Raw genomic sequence first — 15,398 nt, forward strand, 5'->3', positions numbered from 1 at the left:
TGCGGCGTCGCGCGTCGGTCACGATGCGAGAGCATCGCTCCCTCCTTGCTCCTAGCCTGGCGCCAAAATCCGCTCCGTCACGACCTTGTTGCGATTGAGTACAGACCCTAAGCCCTCCGGAGCTTAGGAAAGGTCGTCGGTGCGGTTGTTCGTCTTCGGGCTGGGGTATGCGGCGCGCGCGGTCGTGGACGCGGCAGGCGCGCCGTTCCTCGCCACGACGCGCGATGGCCGTGATGCCACGATCCGCTTCGACGACGAAGACGCGGTGCTGGCGGGGTTGGCGGCAAGTACGCATGTGCTGTCGTCGGTGCCGCCCGACGACACTGGCGACCCGGTGCTGCGTCGATACGAGGCGGCAATCGCCGGACGCTGGCTCGGCTATCTCTCCTCCACCGGGGTGTACGGCGATACCGGCGGCGCGTGGGTCGACGAGAGCGCCGCAGCCGATCGCGGGCGTCGCCCGCTGCGCAACGTCGCCGATGCGGCGTGGTGTTCGCTGGGCGCGCGGGTGTTCCGGCTGCCGGGCATTTACGGGCCGGGCCGATCGCCGCTGAACCGCGTTGCGGGCGGCGAGGCGCATCGGACCGGGATCGCCGGGCAGGTGTTCAGCCGCGTGCATGTCGACGATCTGGCGCGGGGGGTGATTGGCGGGTTCGATGCGCCGGCGGGTGCCTATAATCTTTCCGACGACGAGCCGGCGGCGCAGGACGCGGTCGTCGGCTATGCCGCGCAGTTGCTGGGTGTCGCGCCGCCGCCGATCGTGCCGCTGGAGCAGTTGTCACCAGCGGCGCGCGGCTTCCATGCCGAGAACCGACGGGTGGCGAACGGCAAGGCGAAGCGGGTGCTGCACTGGCGGCCGCGCTACCTCGATTATCGCGCCGGTCTGCGCGCCCTGAGCGCCACCACCAGCCCGACCGCGGCCAGCGCGGCACCGGCCGCGGCGAGCGTCGTCCAGCGATAACCCTCGAACACCGTCGACAGCAGCATCGCGATCACCGGCACGATCACCCCGTTATAGGCGGCCTTTGCGGGGCCGATCGTACGGATAATGCGGAAGTACAGCGTGAAGGCGAGCGCCGAGGCGATGATTCCGAGGTAGAGCACGCCCGCGATATAGCCGGGTCGCCAGTCGAACACCGGCGCGCCGGTGGTGAGCCACGCCCAGCCGGCGTCGATCGCGGCACCGATCAGCATCGCGGTCGCGAGCGTCGGGATCATTGGATAGCGCGTCGCGGTCTTCGTCGCCTGCATGACGTTGGCGGTCGAGGCCGACAGGATCGCGCAGAGCGTGAAGGCGATGCCGATCAGCGATTCGGTTGGGCCGCCGGGATCGCTGCGCGCTTCCTTGATGAACAGCAGCGCCACCCCGCTCATCGCTATGCCCGACCCGACCAGCAACTGCCGCCCGAGCCGCTGCCCGAGAAAAACGCGCGCGAACAACGCGTTGGGGACGAGCAGCAGCGCGAAGATCACCGCCACCAGCCCGGAGGTGATATGCTCCTCCGCGCGGTAGACGAAGTTGAAGTTGAGCACGAACTGGAACACGCCGAGCAAGCCGGCGAAGCGCAAGAAGCCGGGTTGCGCGAACAAAGCGCGGGTGCCGGGCGCGCGCTGCCACGCCGCAACCGTCGCCAGCGTCACACCGGCGACGAGGAAGCGATAGCTGACCGACCAGCTGGCGGGCACCGCAATCGCGCCGCCGTGGAGCTGATCGCGGATCACGATCCAGGTCGAGCCCCAAATCAGCACGACTAGCGCGAACGGCACCAGCACCGCGGCGCGCGTGCTGTTGGGGGGATCGGCGGGGCTCATCCGAGCGCGGCGATCGCGTCGGCGAGCGGGCGGATGTCGTCGGCGCGCTGGTTCCAGCTGACCACCAGCCGCGCCTCGCCGACGCCCCAGTCGTAGAAGTCGAACCCGGCGGCGCGCAGGCGGGCGGCCTCCCCGGCGGTGACGCGCAGGAACACTTCGTTCGCCTCGACCGGGTGGAGCAGCCGCGCGCCCGCCGCCTGCGCGAGCAGCGCCGCACCGGCATTGGCGCCGCGCGCGCAATCGAGCCATACGTCGTCGTCGAGCATCGCGAGCAATTGCGCGGCGAGATAGCGGCCCTTCGACAGCAGATGTCCGGCGCGCTTGCGGCGGTAGAGCGTCGCGTCGGCGAGGTCGTGGTCGAAGAACACCAGCGCCTCGGCGTTCATCCCGCCGTTCTTGACGAAGCCGAAGCTGAGCGCATCCGCACCGCCGCGCCACGTCAGATCGGCGGGCGACGCGCCGGTCGACACCACCGCATTGGCGAAGCGCGCGCCGTCGATATGGAAGCCGAGCTTGCGCTCCTTGGCCAGCGCGCCGAGCGCGGCGACCTCGGCGGGTGTGTAGACGCGGCCATATTCGGTGGCGTTGGTGATCGACAGCGCGTGCGGGCGCTGTTGGTGGACATCGTAGCGCTGGCGATCGAGCACCGCCGCTGCGCTGGCGGGGGTTAGCTTCGCGCCATCGCCCTCGGCGAGCAGCAATTTGGCGCCGTGGGTGTAGAATTCGGGCGCGCCGCATTCGTCGTTCTGGATGTGCGCCTCGCGGTGGCAGACGACCGAGCCGTGCGGCGGGCACAGGGCGGCGAGCGCGAGGCAATTGGCGGCGGTGCCGCTGGGCACCCACAGCACGCGCACCGCGGTTTCGAACAGCGCCGAGAAGCGTTCGTCGAGCGCCTTCGACCAGCGATCGCCGTCATACGCGGTGTCGAGCGTGTCGGCCGCGGCGATCGCGCGCAGCACGGCGGGGTGGACCGGGGCGGCATTGTCGGAAAAGAAGCGCATGGTCCGTGCCTTCGGTCAGCGACGCGGGCGGGTCAATATGCTGCGGGGTCTTACCGACGGTGGCTGATTGGCGGGGATTGCCGGCCGGTATGCGTGTCTGTGCTCGGCCCATAAGCGGCGCGACGGGCCAAGCAACAAAAACCCCACCGATCCGGGAAGGATGGTGGGGTTTTAGATGGTGGGCGTGGCAAGGATTGAACTTGCGACCCCTGCGATGTCAACACAGTGCTCTACCACTGAGCTACACGCCCTCCGTAGGGGTGCGCCTCTAACGACTGGGTCGGGGGGGCGCAAGCGGCTTTTTACGCTTTTGTTGCCGCGACGGTCAGATCAGCTCGTTCGCGGTGCCGGTATCGAACAGCCGGTCGACCTCCAGCACCAGATCGCGCAGGTGGAACGGCTTCGACAGGACGCGCGCCTGCGGCATCGCGTTGCCCGCCTTCAGCGTGACCGCCGCAAAGCCGGTGATGAACATCACGCGCATTCCCGGTGCCAGCTCCTGCGCCTTTTGCGCCAGTTCGATCCCGTCCATCTCCGGCATCACGATGTCGGTCAGCAACAGGTCGAACCGCTCGCTTTCCAGCAGCGGCAGCGCGGCGGTGCCGCGATCGACCGATGTGACGTGATAGCCGGAACGCTCGAGCGCACGCCCGAGGTATTCGCGCATTACCGCATCATCTTCGGCCAGCAGAATCCGTATCATCGCAACCACAACTCCCAATCGCGGGATAATATGCCCGACGGACGTTGATTTTTCCACCAGCGGAGATGGTGAACGCCTGACCCACGACGACACGTTGCGGTGGCGCGATGGCTTCCATAGGGTAGGCGGGAATGACGCGCTCCTTCCGCATGTTCGGCGAAATGCTGCCCGAGAGTCCGGTGGTGCTGTCGGTGCCGCATGCCGGGCGCGACTATCCCGCGACGCTGCGGATGGCGTTGCGCGCGCCGCTGGCCAGTCTGGCGGCGCTGGAGGACCGGCATGTCGATGCGATCGCGCTGGCGGCGCGCGCGCGTGAGACGCTGTTGCTCCAGACGCTGCCACGCGCGTGGATCGACCTCAACCGCGCCGAGCATGAGCGCGATCCGTTGCTCGATGAGGGCGCGTGCAGGGGCGCCGGGGCATCTGCCAAGGTGCGCGCTGGAATCGGCCTGGTGCCGCGGCGAACCGCGGCGGCGGGCGAACTGTGGCGATGCCGGCTGAGCGCTGCCGAAGTGGAGGCGCGGATCGCCACCGATCACCGACCGTATCACGAGACGCTGTCGCAGGTGCTGGCGGCGGCGCGCGCGCGCTTCGGGTGCGCGGTGCTGCTCGATGTCCATTCGATGCCGCCGATCGCGGGCGGGCGCGCGCGGGTGGTGATCGGCGACCGGTTCGGGCGCGCCGCGGGCGCACGGTTCGTGGCGCGGGTCGAGGAGGCGCTGGGACGTGAGGGGCTGCACCACATGCTCAACACGCCGTACGCGGGCGGGCATATCCTGGAGCGGCATGCCGCGCCGCAGATCGGCGTGCATGCGATCCAGCTGGAGATCGATCGCGCGCTCTATCTCGACCGGCGGCTCGACCAGCCGGGGGCGGGCGCGGCGACGACGGCGCGGATGCTGCGCGCGGTGATCGATGCGTTGACGGAGCAGGCGCTGAGCGAGGGCGCGGAGGCGCCGCCGATCGCGGACGCCGCCGAGTAGGGGCGGCACATAAAAAAACCACCGGATGCACGCACCCGGTGGCCAAGGTTCAGGGAGGAGACACGCCGAAGCGTGTCATACGGGCTCGCGAAAGGGGGGACACGAGCGCCGTACATGCTTAACTTAGGCAGTCCGCTTTTGGTTGCAAGGGGCGGGCTGTAAAAGGTTGGTGGGGCGCGGTGAATTGACGCGCGGTGCGGCGCTGGACTCAGCGGCGGCTGCATGGAGGCCGCCGTGCCGCCGTAATCGGCAGACATGGGCCCCTGCCTGCGCAGGGGCGACGGTGACTTCAGCGCGCGCCGCGGGGTAACATGCGGAGCAGCACCGAATCGCGCAGGATCAGGTGGTGGCGCAGCGCGGCGGCGATGTGGAGCACGACCAGAGCGAGCATCAGCCAGCCAAGAATCTCATGCACTTCATGGCCCGCACTCGCCCCGGTGGCGTCGATGGGCAGATAGGGCAGATCGGCGATTCCGAACCAGCTGAGCGGGCGGCGTCCTTCCGGACCCGACACCATCACCCAGCCCGACAGCGGCATCAGCAGCAGCAGTGCATAGAGCGTCCAGTGCGTTGCGTGCGCGACCCCCCGCTCCCAGGCCGGCGTGAAGGCGGGCAACGGCGGCGGGCGGTGCAGCAGTCGCCACCCGACCCGCAACACGGTGAGCCCGAGCACGGTGATGCCGATCGCCTTGTGCCCGGGCATCCACGCGCGCAGCGCCGGGATCGCATCGTGCCCGATCCCGACGATCAGGTTGACGATCACGAGCAAGGCGATCGTCCAATGGAGGACGATGGCCACCGCGGAATACCGGTCGTTCACGGGCAATCGGGTGGCCATCGCGGAGCCTTTCGTCAGGCGTTGAGCTGCGGCTGCGGCATCTTGCCCAGCTTGACCTGCCGCGCGAAGATCTCGCGCATCAGCGCCAGCGAGAACAGGTGCGCGTAGAGCAGCGGGAGCATCCCGGACTGCGAGATCTTGCGCATTTGATCGCCGCGCAGTTCCGACAGCTTCTTCTCGTCGATCATCTGGAAGCCACGGTAAACGAACGGCTGCTCGATCCCGTCCTGCTGGATGGTGACCTCACCCTCCATGAGCAGATCGAGTTCCTTGATCTCCTTCATGAACTGGCCGGTGCGCGCCGCGGCCTGCTCGAAGTTCTCGTTGAACTTGAGGATGTTCTGGGTCAGCTCCGACGGCTGGCCATCGGTGAACAGCGCATCGCCCTCATCGAAGGCGCCGATCGTCGGCGACGACGGGTCGAAGCACAGCGACAGCTCGTCGGCGTCCGGGCGCAGGCGCGCCAGCATGTACGGATAGCGGCGGATGTAGGCGGGAACGTAGATCGTCTCGTCGATCAGCCGGCCTTCTTCCGAGATGAAGACGTTGACGCCTTCGTTCAGGCCCATCAGCGCGATTGGGATCGCATCCTCGCCCGACGAGAAGACGATTGGCATATGCCGCTGAATCAGCGGGAATTCCTCGACCGTGACGGGGATCGCATGCTGGTTGACCAGGAACGGCGCGGTGTCGGACGGCTTCACCTTGTAATTGGCGTGAACCTCGCTCGAAAGCGGTTCGAGGCCGTTGTAGAAGAGCGGAAGTTGCGGCGCGCTGGCCATGGGAATCTCCAGAACGGACGGTATCGTGTGCATTCGCGCAAGGGGACGTCACGTCCTGCCGTCCCCCCGGACCGCGCCGGTGCTATTGAATGGGCGCGTCGGGCGCAAGCGTGACGAGCTTTCCGGGGTTGAACAGCTCGTCGGGATCGAAGGCGCGCTTGATTGCGCGCAACGCCGCCAGCCGCGCGGGCGGGCCGAGCCGTTCCAGTTCGCGGCGCTTCATCTGCCCGATGCCATGCTCCGCCGAGATCGATCCGCCGGCCGCGACGACGAGGTCGTGGACGAAGGCGGAGACGACCGGCACCTGCTCGGCATACCAATGACCCGGATCGGTGCCGGGGGCGGCACGGACGTGGAAATGGACGTTGCCGTCGCCGAGGTGGCCGAACCCCGAGGCGCGCGTGCCGGGAAAGCGCGCGTCGCACGCCGCCGCCGCCTCGACCATGAAGCGCGGCATCGCCTCGACCGGGACCGAGATGTCGTGCTGCGCGGCGGGGCCGGTCGCGCGCTCGGCATCGGAGATCGATTCGCGGATCCGCCAGAACGCCTCGGCCTGCGCCTCGCTCGCCGCGAGCGTCGCGTCGGCGGCGAGGCCGTCCGCCAGCGCGGTGGAGAGGACGCGTTCGACCAGCGCCGCGGGGGCGTCGTCGGGGGTGTCGGCGGTGACCTCGAGCAGGACGTGCCACGGCTGGTCGCCGGACAGCGGTGCGCGGGTGCCGGGGATGTGCGTGAGCACCGCGCCGAGCGACTCGGCGGGAAGCAGCTCGAAACTCTCCAGCGCGGGCGTGGCGCGCTGGAAGCGGCGGAGCAGCGTCAGCGCCGCCGCGGGCGAGGCGAGGCCGACCCATGCGACACAGCGCGCCGTAACCGCCGGCACCAGCCGCAGCGTCGCGGCGGTGACGATGCCGAGCGTGCCCTCCGCGCCGATCAGCAGCTGGTCGATGTCGTAGCCGCGATTGTCCTTCTTCAGCGCGGACAGGCCATCGTACAGCGATCCATCGGGCAGTACGGCCTCGACCCCGGCGACCAGCGCGCGCATCGTGCCGAACCGCAGCACCTGCGTGCCGCCGGCATTGGTCGACACCAATCCGCCGATCGTCGCGACGCCCTTCGCGCCCAGCGACAACGGGAAACGGCGGCTCTGCGCCAGTGCGGCGGCGTGGAGGTCCGACAGGATCACTCCGGCCTCGGCGATCGCCAGCCCGGCGTCGGGATCGAGCGCGCGGACACGGTTGAGGCGACGCAGCGACAGGATCGCGGCGCGGCCGTCGCCAGGCGGGGTCGCGCCGCCGACCATCGAGCTGTTGCCGCCCTGCGGCACGAGCGGCACCCCTTCCTCGCGCGCGGCGACGACGATCGCCTGCACCTCGGCCACCGACGCGGGGGCGAGCAGCAGGGACGCATGGCCGTGGAAGCGCCGGCGCCAGTCGGTGAGCAGCGGTGCGATCGTGTCGGGATCGGTGACGATCGTGCGCGCCTCGACTTGTCCGGCGAGGCGGTCGGCGAGGCGGCGAAGCGCGGAGGTGGGGTCGATGGTGAGGGTCATGCGATTTCTCTTGGCTGCCGCGCGATGTGCGTCCAATTCATCACGCGTTCAACCGTCGATGGTCAGTGCTGCTGCCCCAAGATGACCTTGCGTAATCCGTCTGTCCTGCTGCTCGTATCGGCGGCGCCGTTCGTGCTGTCGGCGAGCCCGCCGCAGCTCGACGGCATCGAGTATGCGCAGCTGACGATCCACGAACGCCTGATCATCCGCGTGCCGCGCGTCTCGCCTGCGCCAATGCGCGCACGCGGCGCGCCGCCGGTCCCGCAGGTGCGCTGGGACGAGAAGAAGGGGCCGGAATGCGTGGCGATGAGTGCGCTGACCGGCGCGGCGGTGGAGCGCGAGGGGGAGGTCGATCTGGTGGTGGGCGGCGCGCGGCGCATTCGGGCCAAGCTGGACGACGATTGCCCGACGCTTGATTTCTATCGCGGTTTCTACCTGAAGCCGACCGCCGATGGGCAATTGTGCGCGCGGCGCGACGGCATCCGTTCAAGATCGGGAGCGTATTGCGCGGTGACGCGCTTTCGCGCGCTGGTCCCGCGCAAGGCGAAGAAATAGCCCGTTCGAGGGCCGCGAAGGCGCAAATTCCTTGACTTTGCGCCGTGGATCGGGAAGCGCGGGAACCGATGGGAACCGCCACGCCGCGCCACCCGACAGCCCGGACATCCGCATGAGCTTTGCCGACCTCGGCCTTTCCGACGAACTCCTTCGCGCCGTCGGCGACACCGGCTATACCGAGCCGACGCCGATCCAGGCGAGCGCGATCCCGCCGGTGTTGATGATGCGCGACATCATCGGCATTGCGCAGACCGGCACGGGCAAGACCGCCAGCTTCGTGCTGCCGATGATCGACATCCTGGCGCACGGCCGCAGCCGCGCGCGGATGCCGCGCAGCCTGATCCTGGAGCCGACGCGTGAACTGGCCGCGCAGGTCGCCGAGAATTTCGAGACGTACGGCAAGTACCACAAGCTGAGCATGGCGCTGCTGATCGGCGGCGTGCAGATGGGCGATCAGGTGAAGGCGCTGGAAAAGGGCGTCGACGTGCTGATCGCCACCCCCGGCCGCCTGATGGACCTGTTCGGGCGCGGCAAGATCCTGCTGACCGGCTGTTCGATGCTGGTGATCGACGAGGCCGACCGGATGCTCGACATGGGGTTCATCCCCGATATCGAGGAAATCTGCACCAAGCTGCCCGCACAGCGCCAGACGTTGCTGTTCAGCGCGACGATGCCCGCGCCGATCAAGAAGCTGGCCGACCGCTTCCTCAACAATCCCAAGACGATCGAGGTGGCGCGCCCGGCGTCGACCAACATCAACATTACCCAATGGGTGGTGCCGGTGAAGGGCCCGTCGTTCGAGAAGCGCAAGGCGCTGCGCGCGCTGCTGGGACAGGAGGAGGTGCGCACCGCGATCATCTTCTGCAACCGCAAGACGACGGTGCGCGAGCTGAACAAGAGCCTGCGCGAACACGGTTTTTCCAGTGGCGAGATCCATGGCGACATGGACCAGCCGGCGCGCGTCGCCGAGCTGGAGCGGTTCAAGAAGGGCGACGTCAACATCCTGGTCGCCAGCGACGTCGCGGCGCGCGGGCTGGACGTGAAGGGCGTGAGCCACGTCTTCAACTATGACGCGCCGTGGCATCCCGACGATTACGTCCATCGCATCGGGCGCACCGGGCGCGGCGGCGCGACCGGGGTCGCCTATACGTTCGTCGGGCCGGACGACGTCGAGAATATCGACAATATCGAGAAGCTGACCGGGCAGAAGATCGCGCGGGTCGCCGATGTGCCCGAGGCACCGGCCGAGGAAGCGCCGCGGCGCGAGCGTAGCGGTCGGCGGCGCGAGCGGGTGGCCGACGCGTCGCCCCGGACCGAGCCGCGCGCCGAAGCGCCGCAGGTCGACGCGGTTCGCGACGAAGCGCCGCGGCGCGAGCGGACGCGGCGTGATCGTGACGAGCGCCCGCGTGGCGGACGCGAGCGTGAACGCGAGCGCGCGCCGGTGGTGGCCGAGGCGAGTGACGACGGCGGCTGGAACGGGCCGGTGCCGGACTTCCTGAACGTCGGTCTGCGTTACTGACGAGCACCGTTCGTCGGGTTGACCGGCGGCGGTGGTTCGTGGCAGGGGCACCCCTGTTGCGGGTATAGTACAATGGTAGTACAGCAGCCTTCCAAGCTGAATACACGGGTTCGATTCCCGTTACCCGCTCCAATTTCTCGCTTCTTTGCTACCGCGTCGTTCGAACAGGGCGATGCGGGTCATGCCATCCTTCGATAGCGGTCACGCGACGGCAGGCGTCGTGCGGCATCGCAGGAGGATGACGCAATGAACAAGCAACGGACGGACGAACTGCTGGCGCTCTTGCAGGTAGAGGCGCAGCATCGGCAGCGGATCGACGGCATCTGGACGCAGTTCAAGGACGCTATGCTGGCGACCCATGCCTTCGTCTTCGCCGTGCTCGGCGCATTGATCGCTGGCCCGGAGCTGAGCGCGGATCAACGCAAGATCGTGGTGTTCGTCACCATCCTGGTGGAATTCCTGGTCCTGTTCCTCGCTCGCCTCGACGTCGAGAAATCGGCGGCCGAGGTGCAGGCAGATTATAACGCCGATTATCGTGCGATAACCGGGACCCATCCCCCGCGTCCGCTTTACAGCCGAGCCCTCAAGATGCGGAGGGTGCCGCGGCGTACGGCGGGCGACACGCTGCTTCCGATCGAAGCCGAGGTGGAAAGCGCTTGACAGCGTCACGCTGATTGAGTACAAAAAGAGAACATCGAGATGGTGTGAACGGGCCGGGCGGCTCGGGGTCGTGGGCCCCGGTCGCGCCGGCCCGTTTGCGTTGCGATGCGCGTGACAACGGGCGGGAGGGTGCAGATGGGTGAGGTGGCGGGAGCCGATGGCGCGTCGGTGGCCAGTGCAGCGGTTGCAGGCGCGGCGAAGCCGTCGCAGCGGTGGTCGCGCGAGGATCGGCTGACCTTCTTCGATCATTTCGCGATCAGCGGCGATGTTGCGAAGGCGGCGGCCGCCGCGGGGAAGACGGCGCGATCGGCCTATGCGCTGCGCCGTCGCAGCACGAGCTTCGGCGAGCAATGGCGGCTGGCGCTGGACGACGCCTATGAGCGGATGGAGGCGGCATTGGTGCGGCAGGTGCTGGGCGATACCGACACCAAGCTGGACGTGTCGGCCGCGCTGCTGCTGCTGGGGCGGCGGCCGCCGGCGGTGATCGACGTCGCCACGACGCCGCGCAAGGTCGCCGATCGCAACAGCCCGCGCGCGAAGGCGGAGCGCGAGTTGCTGCAGCGGTTGCAGGCGATGTCGAAGCGACCGCGCACGAAGGTTGCGGAGTGAGCGGCGCGGATCATGGCGGTATCCGCGGGATACGCTGGCTGCGGGAACTTGGTAAGGCCGAGCAACAGCGGGTGCTGTCGTCGCTGAGCCCCGAGGCGATGCTGGAGCTGAAACAGCATTGGCCATTGTGGGCGCATGAGGGACAATTGCCGCCGCCGGGCGATTGGCGCGTGTGGTTGATGCAGGCCGGGCGCGGCTTCGGGAAGACGCGGGCCGGCGCGCAATGGGTCGGCTCGATGGCGCGGGCGGTGCCCGGCGCACGGATCGCGCTGGTCGGCGCGACGATCGAGGATGCGCGCAAGGTGATGGTCGCCGGGCCGAGCGGCGTGGTCGCGGTGGCGCGCGACGACGATGCGGTGGTGTGGCGACCGTCCAGCGGCGAGGTGCGGTTCGGCAATGGTGCGGTCGCGACGTTGTATTCGGCGGCGGCGCCGGAGAAATTGCGCGGGCCCGAGCATCATTTCGCCTGGGCCGACGAACTGGCGAAATGGAGCCATGCCTCCGCGTGGGACAATCTGACGATGGGGTTGCGGCTGGGCGCGCTGCCGCGCGTGCTGGTGACGACGACGCCGCGATCGACCACGTTGATGCGGCAGGTCCGCGTGGGCACGGGGACGGTGGTGACGCGCGGGAGCACGCGCGACAACGTCCACCTGCCCGACGCCTTCGTCGCGGCGATGGAGGCGAGCTATGGCGGGACGCGACTGGGACGGCAGGAGCTGGACGGCGAGCTGATCGACGATGTCGCTGGGGCGCTGTGGCCGCGCGCGCTGATCGAGCGGCAGCGCGTGCGCTCGGTGCCCGAGCTGGCGCGGGTGGTGGTCGGGGTCGATCCGCCCGCGGGGATCGGGGGCGATGCGTGCGGGATCGTTGCCGCGGGGCTGGGGCGCGACGGGCATGGCTATGTGCTGGAGGATGCCAGCGTGACGGGCGCGAGCCCCGAGCGCTGGGCCAGTGCGGTCGCGGCGTGTGCGGCGCGGGTGTCGGCGGAGCGTGTGGTCGCGGAGGCAAATCAGGGCGGGGCGATGGTCGAGCAGGTGCTGCGCGCGGCGCAGGCGTCGCTGCCGATCCGGCTGGTCCATGCGACGCGCGGCAAGGCGGCGCGCGCCGAGCCGGTGGCGGCGCTCTATGAGCGCGGGCGGGTGTGGCATGCGCGGGCGTTCCCGGCGCTGGAGGATGAGCTGGCCGGATTGGTCGCCGGCGGCGGGTATGAGGGGCCGGGGCGGTCGCCGGATCGCGCGGATGCGTGCGTCTGGGCGCTGACCGCGCTGATGCTCGACCGGCAGGGTGAGGTGCGGGTGCGGTCGGTTTAGCTGGGGGCTTCTCGTCATTGCGAGCGTAGCGCGGCAATCCAGGGCGTCCTGATCCGGCACTGGATTGCCGCGCTACGCTCGCAATGACGGCGGACTGGCGGGCGACTGTTGCGCTTCATCAGGTGCTTCGAGATGGCCTCTCGACTTCGCTCGATGCCTCCTCAGCACGAACGGGGGAGGGTGGGCGACGGCTCGGTGCAGCGCCCGCGTTTTTGGAGAATTCACATGGCTTGGTTCGGATGGAAATCCGGGCGCGCGGTGGCGCGGCCGGCGTTGGGGCGTGTCGGGGCGGTGGCGCGGCCAATCGGGGAGTGGCCGCAGGGCTATGAGGCGCAGGTGCGCGCCGGTTATTGCGCGAACGCGATCGCACAACGTGCGGTGAAACTGGTGGCGGAGGGCGTCGAGGGCGCGCCGCTCGATGCCGACGATGCGCGGTTGCGCGCGCTGGCGGGCGGGCGCGGGGTGTTGGAAGCGATCGCGGCGCAATTGCTGCTGCATGGCAATGCCTTCGTGCAGGTGCTGCGCGACGGCGAGGGGCAGGTGGTGGAGCTGTTCGCGCTGCGCCCCGAGCGGGTGAGCGTCGAGCTGGGCGCGGATGGCTGGCCCGGGGCGTATCTGTACAGGGTGGGTGTGCGGACGACGCGGCTCGATCCGGCGAGCGTCATTCACATCCGGCGCTTCAATCCGGTCGACGATCATTACGGGCTGGGGTGCCTCGGCGCGGCGTCGGCGGCGATCGCGATCCACAATGTCGCGGGGGCGTGGAGCAAGTCGTTGCTCGACAATGCCGCGCGGCCGTCGGGGGCTTTGGTCTATGACGCCGGGGACGGATCGGTGCTGAGCCCCGACCAGTTCCGGCGGTTGCGCGAGGAAATGGAACAGGGCTTTGCGGGCGCGGCCAATGCCGGGCGGCCGATGCTGCTGGAAGGCGGGCTGAAGTGGCAGGCGATGAGCCTGACCCCGGCCGACATGGACTTTGCGGGGACCAAGGCGGCGGCGGCGCGCGAGATCGCGCTGGCGTTCGGCGTGCCGCCGATGCTGCTCGGGCTGCCGGGCGACAGCACGCACGCGAATTACAAGGAAGCGAACCGCGCCTTGTGGCGGTTGACGGTGCTGCCGCTGGCGGGCGCGATCCTGTCGGCGGTGCGCGACGGGCTGGCGGCGGACTTCCCGGACGCGCGGTTGCAGGTCGATCTCGACCGGGTGCCGGCGCTGGTCGAGGATCGCGCGCAATTGTGGCGGATGGTCGCGGAGGCCGACTTCCTGTCGGCCGACGAGAAGCGGCAGATGGTGGACTGGTCGTGAGCGCCGCCGCGGGGAGCGTGCTGGCGCAATTGCTGGCGCAGGGCTGTGACGAGGGGGCGGAGATCGCGACCTTGCGCGGGATCGTCGAGGAGGCCGGCGAGCTGGGCGCGGTGCGGGCGTTGCAGCGGCTGGGGCTCGCGGACGACGGCGCGGCGGGGGACGTCGCCGAATTGCGCGAGCTGTTGCGGGCGTGGCGCGATGCGAAACGCTCGGCGTGGCGCGCGCTGGCGGCATGGGTGATGCGCGTGGTGTTCGCGCTGCTGCTCGCGGGGATTGCGATGCGGCTGGGGCTGGATGGCTTGCTGAAGCCGGGGCCGCTCAAGTGAGGATCCCGGGCTATGCCGCGGTGTTCGATGCGGTCGATCGGGCCGGGGACGTGATCCGCCGCGGGGCCTTTGCGGGCGCGGGGCCGGTGCCGCTGCTGATGCAGCATCGCGGGGCGCCGGTGGGCACGTTGCTGTCGATCGGCGAGGATGCGCGTGGCCTGCGGGTCGAGGCGGAGGTCGATGACAGCGAGGTGGCGCGGCTGGTGCGCGCGCGGGCGTTGCCGGGGCTGTCGGTCGGGTATCGCGCGCGGGTGGTGCAGCAGGGCGCGTGGCGCGCGATCGTGCGCGCCGATCTGGTCGAGGTGAGCCTGGTGGCGGTGCCGATGCAGCCCGCCGCGCGGGTCGAGACGATTTCCGACCTTTGAGTTTTGCGGGGCCCGCGGGGGGCCTCTTTCATGGAGAAGAGCATGAGCGATACGGTGGTGGCACGCCCGGTGCTGGATGGCGCGCGTGTGCGTGGTGGCGCGGCGTTCGACGGCTTCGTGCGGTCGGGGATCGTGGTCGAGCAGAAGGCGTTCACCGGCACGACCGGCGATCAGGGCGGCTATGCGATCCCCAGGGAGATCGATGCGCAGATCGATGCGGTGCTGAAGAGCGCCAGCCCGATCCGCAGCATCGCGAACGTCGTGCAGGTCGGTACGGCGGGGTATCGCAAGCTGGTGACGACCGGCGGCACGCCGTCGGGCTGGGCGGCGGAAACCGACGGGCGGCCGGTGACGGCCACGCCGACCTTCGTCGAGATCGCGCCGCCGATGGGCGAGCTGTACGCCAATCCGTCGGCGAGCCAGGCGATGCTCGACGATGCGCTGTTCGACGTCGAGGGCTGGCTTGCGGGCGAGATCGCGGCGGAGTTCGCCAAGGCGGAGGGCGCGGCGTTCGTCGGCGGGAATGGCGTCAACCGCCCGCGTGGGTTCCTGGCGGCGCCGACCGCGGCGACGGGGGATGCGACGCGCGCGTTCGGGACGTTGCAATATGTGCCGACCGGCACCGCCGGCGACTTCGGCGCGAACGGGGCGGAGCGGCTGATCGATCTGGTGCAGGCGCTGCGCGCGCCGTACCGGCAGGGTGCGACCTTCGTGATGAACGCGGCGACCGCGGCGCGCATCCGCAAGTTCAAGACCAGCGACGGGCAGTTCCTGTGGCAGCCCGGCATGGCGGCGGGGCAGCCGGCGAGCCTGCTCGGCTATCCGGTGGTCGAGGCCGAGGACATGCCCGACATCGCGGCGGGCGCGCATGCGGTGGCGTTCGGGAATTTCCAGCGCGGCTATCTGATCGCGGAGCGCAGCGAGACCAACGTGTTGCGCGATCCGTACAGCAACAAGCCGTTTGTTACCTTCTACGCGACCAAGCGCGTCGGCGGGTGTGTGTCGAACAGCGAGGCGATCAAGCTGCTGCGGTTCGCCGCAGCCTAGCCGGCGCTTCGTGACGGGTCGTTGGTTGCGACCC

Annotated in this window: 17 protein-coding genes and 2 tRNA genes; 12 read left to right on the forward strand and 7 right to left on the reverse strand. The window is 69.3% G+C overall.

Translation table 11 applies throughout. The annotated features are described in order from the left end of the window. Positions 1 to 139: 139 nt before the first annotated feature. Positions 140 to 961 carry a Rossmann-fold NAD(P)-binding domain-containing protein gene (locus tag SPHPH_RS0115930; protein ID WP_028967594.1) on the forward strand — a complete coding sequence of 274 codons (822 nt, stop codon included), beginning with the start codon at positions 140 to 142 and terminating at the stop codon, positions 959 to 961. Here SPHPH_RS0115930 and SPHPH_RS0115935 read toward each other — a convergent pair. From SPHPH_RS0115935 to cpdR, 4 genes are all read right to left on the reverse strand, one after another. Beyond that, positions 871 to 1,812, reverse strand: a complete 942-nt coding sequence (locus SPHPH_RS0115935) for a DMT family transporter (protein WP_028967595.1) — start codon at positions 1,810 to 1,812, stop codon at positions 871 to 873. The genes SPHPH_RS0115930 and SPHPH_RS0115935 overlap by 91 nt on opposite strands. After that, on the reverse strand, positions 1,809 to 2,813 hold the full coding sequence (locus tag SPHPH_RS0115940; protein ID WP_028967596.1) for a threonine aldolase family protein: 1,005 nt from the start codon (positions 2,811 to 2,813) through the stop codon (positions 1,809 to 1,811). The genes SPHPH_RS0115935 and SPHPH_RS0115940 overlap by 4 nt, the downstream gene beginning before the upstream one ends. 176 nt (positions 2,814 to 2,989) lie before the next feature. Then, a tRNA-Val gene (locus SPHPH_RS0115945) sits at positions 2,990 to 3,064 on the reverse strand. Positions 3,065 to 3,138: 74 nt separating this feature from the next. Then, the gene (gene cpdR / locus SPHPH_RS0115950) at positions 3,139 to 3,516 is read right to left on the reverse strand and encodes a cell cycle two-component system response regulator CpdR (protein WP_028967597.1); all 378 of its coding nucleotides are present in this window, start codon (positions 3,514 to 3,516) and stop codon (positions 3,139 to 3,141) included. Positions 3,517 to 3,647: 131 nt separating this feature from the next. Between cpdR and SPHPH_RS0115955 the strand changes: the two genes are divergently transcribed. Further along, the gene (locus tag SPHPH_RS0115955) at positions 3,648 to 4,499 is read left to right on the forward strand and encodes an N-formylglutamate amidohydrolase (RefSeq protein ID WP_028967598.1); all 852 of its coding nucleotides are present in this window, start codon (positions 3,648 to 3,650) and stop codon (positions 4,497 to 4,499) included. 289 nt (positions 4,500 to 4,788) lie between these two features. On the opposite strand, the gene SPHPH_RS0115960 is transcribed toward SPHPH_RS0115955, so the two are convergent. From SPHPH_RS0115960 to SPHPH_RS0115970, 3 genes are all read right to left on the reverse strand, one after another. Then, on the reverse strand, positions 4,789 to 5,337 hold the full coding sequence (locus SPHPH_RS0115960; protein WP_028967599.1) for a cytochrome b: 549 nt from the start codon (positions 5,335 to 5,337) through the stop codon (positions 4,789 to 4,791). Between the two features lie 14 nt (positions 5,338 to 5,351). Continuing rightward, complete coding sequence (locus SPHPH_RS0115965; RefSeq protein ID WP_028967600.1) at positions 5,352 to 6,119, reverse strand: SapC family protein; 768 nt, start codon at positions 6,117 to 6,119, stop codon at positions 5,352 to 5,354. A gap of 82 nt (positions 6,120 to 6,201) precedes the next feature. Continuing rightward, on the reverse strand, positions 6,202 to 7,665 hold the full coding sequence (locus tag SPHPH_RS0115970) for an FAD-binding oxidoreductase (protein ID WP_028967601.1): 1,464 nt from the start codon (positions 7,663 to 7,665) through the stop codon (positions 6,202 to 6,204). An 81-nt stretch (positions 7,666 to 7,746) separates the two neighbouring features. Between SPHPH_RS0115970 and SPHPH_RS0115975 the strand changes: the two genes are divergently transcribed. The 10 genes from SPHPH_RS0115975 (at position 7,747) to SPHPH_RS0116020 (ending at position 15,364) form a co-directional block, all read left to right on the forward strand. Further along, positions 7,747 to 8,220 (forward strand): hypothetical protein, encoded by a 474-nt coding sequence (locus tag SPHPH_RS0115975; protein ID WP_028967602.1) that lies wholly within the window; start codon positions 7,747 to 7,749, stop codon positions 8,218 to 8,220. Positions 8,221 to 8,332: 112 nt separating this feature from the next. Continuing rightward, complete coding sequence (locus tag SPHPH_RS0115980) at positions 8,333 to 9,739, forward strand: DEAD/DEAH box helicase (protein WP_028967603.1); 1,407 nt, start codon at positions 8,333 to 8,335, stop codon at positions 9,737 to 9,739. Positions 9,740 to 9,797: 58 nt separating this feature from the next. Further along, positions 9,798 to 9,871: transfer RNA gene (locus SPHPH_RS0115985), tRNA-Gly, on the forward strand. A 114-nt stretch (positions 9,872 to 9,985) separates the two neighbouring features. Then, positions 9,986 to 10,399, forward strand: coding sequence for a hypothetical protein (locus tag SPHPH_RS0115990; RefSeq protein WP_028967604.1), 414 nt, complete (start codon positions 9,986 to 9,988; stop codon positions 10,397 to 10,399). 135 nt (positions 10,400 to 10,534) lie between these two features. Then, positions 10,535 to 11,008, forward strand: coding sequence for a hypothetical protein (locus tag SPHPH_RS0115995; RefSeq protein ID WP_028967605.1), 474 nt, complete (start codon positions 10,535 to 10,537; stop codon positions 11,006 to 11,008). 29 nt (positions 11,009 to 11,037) lie between these two features. After that, positions 11,038 to 12,321, forward strand: coding sequence for a DNA-packaging protein (locus tag SPHPH_RS0116000; protein ID WP_028967606.1), 1,284 nt, complete (start codon positions 11,038 to 11,040; stop codon positions 12,319 to 12,321). Between the two features lie 225 nt (positions 12,322 to 12,546). After that, on the forward strand, positions 12,547 to 13,626 hold the full coding sequence (locus SPHPH_RS0116005) for a phage portal protein (protein ID WP_028967607.1): 1,080 nt from the start codon (positions 12,547 to 12,549) through the stop codon (positions 13,624 to 13,626). Beyond that, positions 13,623 to 13,952 carry a DUF6127 family protein gene (locus tag SPHPH_RS0116010; RefSeq protein ID WP_028967608.1) on the forward strand — a complete coding sequence of 110 codons (330 nt, stop codon included), beginning with the start codon at positions 13,623 to 13,625 and terminating at the stop codon, positions 13,950 to 13,952. Before SPHPH_RS0116005 ends, SPHPH_RS0116010 begins: the two co-directional genes overlap by 4 nt. Beyond that, positions 13,949 to 14,317 (forward strand): HK97 family phage prohead protease, encoded by a 369-nt coding sequence (locus tag SPHPH_RS0116015; protein ID WP_028967609.1) that lies wholly within the window; start codon positions 13,949 to 13,951, stop codon positions 14,315 to 14,317. Before SPHPH_RS0116010 ends, SPHPH_RS0116015 begins: the two co-directional genes overlap by 4 nt. A 42-nt stretch (positions 14,318 to 14,359) precedes the next feature. Then, complete coding sequence (locus tag SPHPH_RS0116020) at positions 14,360 to 15,364, forward strand: phage major capsid protein (RefSeq protein WP_238303140.1); 1,005 nt, start codon at positions 14,360 to 14,362, stop codon at positions 15,362 to 15,364. Positions 15,365 to 15,398 lie beyond the last annotated feature (34 nt).

Source organism: Sphingomonas phyllosphaerae FA2, from assembly GCF_000427645.1.
GTDB lineage: Bacteria > Pseudomonadota > Alphaproteobacteria > Sphingomonadales > Sphingomonadaceae > Sphingomonas > Sphingomonas phyllosphaerae.

Excerpts from the sequence above, each read along its gene's own strand:
- SPHPH_RS0115935 (WP_028967595.1), bottom strand. The coding sequence starts at position 1,812 with ATGAGCCCCGCCGATCCCCCCAACAGCACGCGCGCCGCGGTGCTGGTG.
- SPHPH_RS0115940 (WP_028967596.1), bottom strand. The coding sequence starts at position 2,813 with ATGCGCTTCTTTTCCGACAATGCCGCCCCGGTCCACCCCGCCGTGCTG.
- cpdR (WP_028967597.1), bottom strand. The coding sequence starts at position 3,516 with ATGATACGGATTCTGCTGGCCGAAGATGATGCGGTAATGCGCGAATAC.
- SPHPH_RS0115955 (WP_028967598.1), top strand. The coding sequence starts at position 3,648 with ATGACGCGCTCCTTCCGCATGTTCGGCGAAATGCTGCCCGAGAGTCCG.
- SPHPH_RS0115960 (WP_028967599.1), bottom strand. The coding sequence starts at position 5,337 with ATGGCCACCCGATTGCCCGTGAACGACCGGTATTCCGCGGTGGCCATC.
- SPHPH_RS0115965 (WP_028967600.1), bottom strand. The coding sequence starts at position 6,119 with ATGGCCAGCGCGCCGCAACTTCCGCTCTTCTACAACGGCCTCGAACCG.
- SPHPH_RS0115970 (WP_028967601.1), bottom strand. The coding sequence starts at position 7,665 with ATGACCCTCACCATCGACCCCACCTCCGCGCTTCGCCGCCTCGCCGAC.
- SPHPH_RS0115975 (WP_028967602.1), top strand. The coding sequence starts at position 7,747 with ATGACCTTGCGTAATCCGTCTGTCCTGCTGCTCGTATCGGCGGCGCCG.
- SPHPH_RS0115980 (WP_028967603.1), top strand. The coding sequence starts at position 8,333 with ATGAGCTTTGCCGACCTCGGCCTTTCCGACGAACTCCTTCGCGCCGTC.
- SPHPH_RS0115990 (WP_028967604.1), top strand. The coding sequence starts at position 9,986 with ATGAACAAGCAACGGACGGACGAACTGCTGGCGCTCTTGCAGGTAGAG.
- SPHPH_RS0115995 (WP_028967605.1), top strand. The coding sequence starts at position 10,535 with ATGGGTGAGGTGGCGGGAGCCGATGGCGCGTCGGTGGCCAGTGCAGCG.
- SPHPH_RS0116005 (WP_028967607.1), top strand. The coding sequence starts at position 12,547 with ATGGCTTGGTTCGGATGGAAATCCGGGCGCGCGGTGGCGCGGCCGGCG.
- SPHPH_RS0116020 (WP_238303140.1), top strand. The coding sequence starts at position 14,360 with ATGAGCGATACGGTGGTGGCACGCCCGGTGCTGGATGGCGCGCGTGTG.